This is a genomic window from Streptomyces sparsus (assembly GCF_054776295.1).
In genome coordinates this window covers 1-4769 of record NZ_BAAHCA010000344.1, presented here as the reverse complement: position 1 = coordinate 4769, position 4769 = coordinate 1, and the positions used below count along the sequence as shown (strand labels likewise).

Sequence of the window (4769 nt, the reverse complement as noted above, 5' to 3'; positions counted from 1 at the left end):
GGCCTGCGCGGGTGTCCACTCGTGCAGGGTCAGCGGGCGGCCGAGCACGTCGGCCAGCACCGCGAGCTGCTCCCGGGACGACAGCGCCGCCGGCCCGGTCAGCGCGTACGTCCGACCCGCGTGCCTGGGGGCGGTGAGGGCCAGGGCCGCCACCTCGGCGATGTCCCTCGGGTCGACGGGCGTGGTCGGAGCGTCCGCGGGCCAGGCGCGCACCGCCCGGCCCGCGCGGAGCTGCCGGGCCCACGCCAGGGTGTTCGTCATGAAGGCCCTGGGCCGCAGGACCGTCCAGGCGAGCCCGGAGTCGCGGATACCGGCCTCGGCGGTGCGCTGCCACTCGGTGACCAGGTCGTGGGCACCGTCGTCGGCGACGCTCAGCAGCGACAGCTTCACCAGCCGCTCGACGCCGGCCCGCTGCGCGGCGGAGACGACGTTGCCGTCCTGCCAGGGCGACAGCGGATCGGACGTGACCACGAGCGCCGCCCGCACCCCGTCCATGGCCCGCCGCAGACTCTCCGGGTCGTCGAAGTCACCGGTGGCCGTCTCGTCAGGCACGTCACCGGCGCGCCCGGGTCCGGGCCGGCCGGCGGAAGGACCGGCGACGGGAGGGCCGGCGACGGGGTGGCCGGGTGTCCGTCCGGTGCGGCTCATCCGCCGCACCGGGTGGCCCCGCGCGGTCAGCGAGGCGGCGACGGCGCCGCCCACCGTGCCGCTGGCGCCGGTGACGAGGATCATGGCCGGCCGCCGGACGCAGCGGGGTGTTCGAGCGGGCTCACAGCGCGGTGAACCCCCCGTCGACCGCGACCGCGGCCCCCGTCACGAAGGACGACCGGTCGCTGCACAGCCAGGCGGCGGCCTCGGCGATCTCGTGCGGCGCGGCGGAGCGGCCCAGCATGGACGCGTCCGACAGTTCCTTCTCCAGCGCCGGGCGGGCGTCGAAGACGGACTGCATCAGTTCGGTCCTGGTGGTGCCCACGGTCAGCGCGTTGACCCGGATGCCGTGCCGGCCGTACTCGTCGGCGGCAGCCTTGGCCAGGCCGATCACCGCGTGCTTGGCCGCGACGTAGGGCGCGCTGGGCGCCCGGGGGGCGACCTGACCGGCGGTGCTGGAGGTGATCACGATGGAGCCGCCGGTGCCGTTCGCCAGCATCGCCGGTAACTGCTGCCGCAGGCAGTTCCACACCCCGCGCACGTTGACGTCCATGATGCGGTCGTACTCCTCGTCCGGAAGCAGGTGCAGCGGAGTGCGGGGCGTGCCCCAGCCGGCGTTGTTGAACGCGCCGTCCAGCCGCCCGTAGCGCTCGACGGCTCCGTCCACCACCCGGCGCATGTCCTGCGCCCTGGTGACGTCTCCGGTGGTCCAGCCGGCGGTGCCGCCGGCGGCTCGCACGTCCTCGGCCACCTGCTCCAGCAGTTCCGCGCGGCGGGCGGTCAGCACGACCGTCGCGCCTTCCGCGCCGAACAGCCGGGCGGCGGCGGCGCCGATGCCGCTGGAGGCGCCGGTGATCATGATGACCTTGCCCTGGAGTGCACCCGGCGGAGCTGTCTCAGTCACGGTGCTCGCCAAGCAGCACCAACCGGGCGCGGGCCGCGACCGTGCCGGACTGGTGGGCCTCGACGACCAGCGCGACGGCTGCCCCCTCGGTGGCCTCCGGCGGGTGGGCGACGATCAGGCAGGTGTCGGCGAACTCGACGTACTGCGCGAACTCGCAGTGGACGCTTACCAGTTGGGCAGGGCAGCGCCCGGTCGACACGTGCGCGGCCTGCCGCATGGCCTCGATGAGGGCCATACCGGGGACGTGGTCGAGTCGGTGGTCGAAGACGACCTGGTGGTCGCGGTCGACGCGCAGCGGCCAGGCGTCGGGGGCGAGCCCCCTGGCCAGCATGACGTCCTGCTCGTCCACCCGGCCGACGAGGCGCGGCGACACCCCGGAGGCGACCGGCGGCAGCGTCGGGTCGTCGGAGTACCGCACGTCGCCCCTGACCCGCCGGTAGACCGCGGGGGGCAGGCAGGAGAAGAGGGTGCGGGCGGTGCCGACGGGCCGGCCGCCGAGGTGCAGACCGATGGTGACGTGCATGCGCTTGAGCGTGGCGCCGGGCCGGCTGACGCCGCCGCAGACCACCTCCAGCACAAGCTCCCGGTTCCGCTCACCGGCGTCCGGGGCGGCCGGGCGCAGGGCGTCGCCGTCCACGTCGAAGGACAGCTCGTGCATGGTTATCTGGTGGTCGAAGGGCGTCTCGTAGCCGACGTGGGCCAGCAGGATCGACGCCTGCCGGATGGATTCCGCGAGCAGCTGCGGATCGGTCCACCCGCCCAGCACCGGTCCCTGGAAGCAGTGATCCTCCGGCCAGCGTGCGGTTAGGGTGAAACGGTGGTCTCCCGTGCGTCGGATTCCCGTCATCAGGACCTGGTCGGCGTGGTGCCGGTGGGTGAGGCGCTTCGGCACGGTGGCGCCGGGCGCGGGGTGCGTCTCGGGCGCGGAGTTGACTACGGGCCATGCGTGGGTCGCTACGGTCATGTCGGTGTTCCCCCATCCGATCAACGGCTGCTGCCTCCATAAAAAAACCGGGCAGAAGGTTTGTCAACGAGAATCCAAGATTCCGTTTACCTTGAGTGACGAAATGCGGGGAACAAAAAGCTCTCCGTAAATAAACGCAAACCGCGCAGTTGGCTTTCTCTTTCCCCGGCGGTACCGTTGGACGAGGGGCGGCCCGCTGTGCGCCCCGGCTGGCCGAAAACGGCCGTGAACGGGAAGAGACATCCATGGCCAAGCAGGAACGAGCTCTGCGCACCCGTCGAGCGGTGTTGGAGGCCGCAGCCGAAGTCATCGGCACCCGCGGATACCAGGCAGCGACCATCGCCGAGATCATCGAGCAGGCCGGCGTCACCAAGGGCGCGCTCTACTTCCACTTTCCGTCCAAGCAGGCACTGGCCGACGCCATCCTGGTCGAGCAGACCAGTCAGCAGGTGCCCGAGCGCTCCAGCTCCCCGTTGCAGCAGGCCATCGACCTCAGCCACGGGGTGGCCGACGGGCTGCGGACCGATCCCATGCTCCAGGCCGGCACCCGCATCGCGGTGGACACCGCCTTCGACGAGCAGCCGGCGAACCCCTTCGCCCAGTGGGCGGCGATAATCGCCTCCCTCCTGGAGGAGAGCCGCGCCCGCGGCGAACTGCTCGGTCACGTCGATCCCAAGCGCACCGCCACACTCTTCGTCGGCGCCTACACCGGCGTCCACCTGCTCTCCGTCGCGGAGACCCGGCGCGCCGACCTCTCCGAGCGGATCACCGAGCTGTGGCAGCACCTGCTGCCGGCGATCGCCAACCCGGCCGTGCTCTCCTACATCCGCTCCGACGGCTCCCCGCCGTCCGGCTGATCCGCCGGCTGCCCGACCGGGGGAACATCGGGCGGCGGCTCGGCGGCGCCGGGCAACCGCACGACGGCCTCCGTGCCGCCGCCGCTCGCGGCCCGCAGCTCCACCTCACCGCCCGCCCGGGTGACGGTCCTGGACACGATGGCCAGCCCCAGGCCCGAACCGGGCAGGCTGCGGGCGGCCGGTGAACGCCAGAACCGGTCGAAGACGCGCGGCAGTTCCTCCGCCGCGATGCCAGGACCGTGATCGCGCACCCGCAGCTCGCCGGCGGCCGAGCCAACCTCCACCGAGCCGCCCGGCGGGCTGAACTTCACCGCGTTGTCCAGCAGGTTCACCACCGCGCGTTCCAACGCCGCCGGCTCGGCCCGGACGTACCACGGCGACAGGTCCGCCTCGATGGTGACGCCCGAACCGCGCAGCCTGGCCCGCTCGATCGCCCGCTCGGCCACCTCGTGCAGCGCCACGATCTCCTGCTGGCCCGGGCCCGTCACCTGCTCGGGACGGGACAGCTCCTGGAGGTCCCCGATAAGAGCGGCGAGTTCGGACATCTGGGAGCGCACCGAGGCGAGCAGCTCGGCGCGCTCCCCCGGCGGCAGCCCCCGCCCGCTCCGCTCGCTGCGCACCAGCAGGTCGACGTTGGTGCGCATCGAGGTCAGCGGGGTGCGCAGCTCGTGCCCGGCGTCGGCGATCAGCTGCTGCTGCACCTCGCGGGACGTCGCCAGCGCCTCCGTCATCATGTTGAACGACCGGGAGAGCCGGGCGATCTCGTCGTCCCCGGTGACCGGGATGCGCACCGCGAGGTCCTCGGTCCTGGCGACGTGCTCGACGGCCTGCGCCAGCCGGTCCACCGGCCGCAGCCCGGCCCTGGCCAGCGCCACCCCGGACACCGCCGCGCCCAGCACGCCCGCCGCGGCAACCAGGCCGAGCACCAGCGCCAGGGTGTCCAGCGCGTCGTCCACCTCGCTCAGCGGGCGCGCCACCGTCACCGCCGCGTCGGTGCCCGCCAGCGGATAGGTCAGCGCCCGGTACGCACTGCCGTCCGCGGCACGCACCTCACGGAGCGACTCCGGCTCGTTGCCGCGGGCGACGGCCACGTCCTGTGCGCCCACGGCCAGCGGCTGCTGCCCGAACACGATGCAGCTGGTGCCGTTGCGGTCGACGATCTGCACGGTCGAGTCGAACGGGTTCGGGGTCGCCGCCCGCTCCTCCGACGGCACCGCCGTGCACCGCCCGGCGCTGACCCGCTCCACGACCAGCGACGCCGGCACCCGGTTGTCGCGCAGCGCCTCGTCGAGCGAGTCGACCAGCTGGTCGCGGACCAGGAACCACGCCGCCGTCGCGCATGCCGCTACCGCGAGGCGGAGGTGCGCGCTCTTCTTGCGGGCATTCCGCAGCAGCG

General features: G+C 73.2%; 5 protein-coding genes. 1 reads left to right on the top strand and 4 read right to left on the bottom strand.

Annotated elements, in window-relative coordinates:
* The 3 genes from ACYVE9_RS15980 to ACYVE9_RS15970 all read right to left on the bottom strand — a co-directional run.
* Positions 1 to 732 (bottom strand): NAD(P)H-binding protein (locus ACYVE9_RS15980; RefSeq protein ID WP_461028522.1); only part of this gene is annotated, 732 nt, incomplete at its 3' end.
* A 37-nt stretch (positions 733 to 769) separates the two neighbouring features.
* On the bottom strand, positions 770 to 1507 hold the full coding sequence (locus ACYVE9_RS15975; RefSeq protein WP_461028523.1) for an SDR family NAD(P)-dependent oxidoreductase: 738 nt from the start codon (positions 1505 to 1507) through the stop codon (positions 770 to 772).
* Positions 1508 to 1544: 37 nt separating this feature from the next.
* On the bottom strand, positions 1545 to 2516 hold the full coding sequence (locus ACYVE9_RS15970; RefSeq protein ID WP_461028521.1) for a ScbA/BarX family gamma-butyrolactone biosynthesis protein: 972 nt from the start codon (positions 2514 to 2516) through the stop codon (positions 1545 to 1547).
* A 245-nt stretch (positions 2517 to 2761) separates the two neighbouring features.
* Here ACYVE9_RS15970 and ACYVE9_RS15965 point away from each other — a divergent pair, with 245 nt between their 5' ends.
* Positions 2762 to 3373 carry a ScbR family autoregulator-binding transcription factor gene (locus ACYVE9_RS15965; protein ID WP_461028520.1) on the top strand — a complete coding sequence of 204 codons (612 nt, stop codon included), beginning with the start codon at positions 2762 to 2764 and terminating at the stop codon, positions 3371 to 3373.
* On the opposite strand, the gene ACYVE9_RS15960 is transcribed toward ACYVE9_RS15965, so the two are convergent.
* A complete protein-coding gene (locus tag ACYVE9_RS15960) occupies positions 3337 to 4767 on the bottom strand; it encodes a sensor histidine kinase (RefSeq protein WP_461028519.1) in 1431 nt (476 codons plus the stop codon). The two genes, ACYVE9_RS15965 and ACYVE9_RS15960, sit on opposite strands and share 37 nt — an antisense overlap.
* Positions 4768 to 4769: the final 2 nt, after the last annotated feature.

Bases quoted from the DNA above. Each gene is read 5' to 3' on its own strand.
- ACYVE9_RS15975 (WP_461028523.1), bottom strand. From the start codon at position 1,507: ATGATCACCGGCGCCTCCAGCGGCATCGGCGCCGCCGCCGCCCGGCTG.
- ACYVE9_RS15970 (WP_461028521.1), bottom strand. From the start codon at position 2,516: ATGACCGTAGCGACCCACGCATGGCCCGTAGTCAACTCCGCGCCCGAG.
- ACYVE9_RS15965 (WP_461028520.1), top strand. From the start codon at position 2,762: ATGGCCAAGCAGGAACGAGCTCTGCGCACCCGTCGAGCGGTGTTGGAG.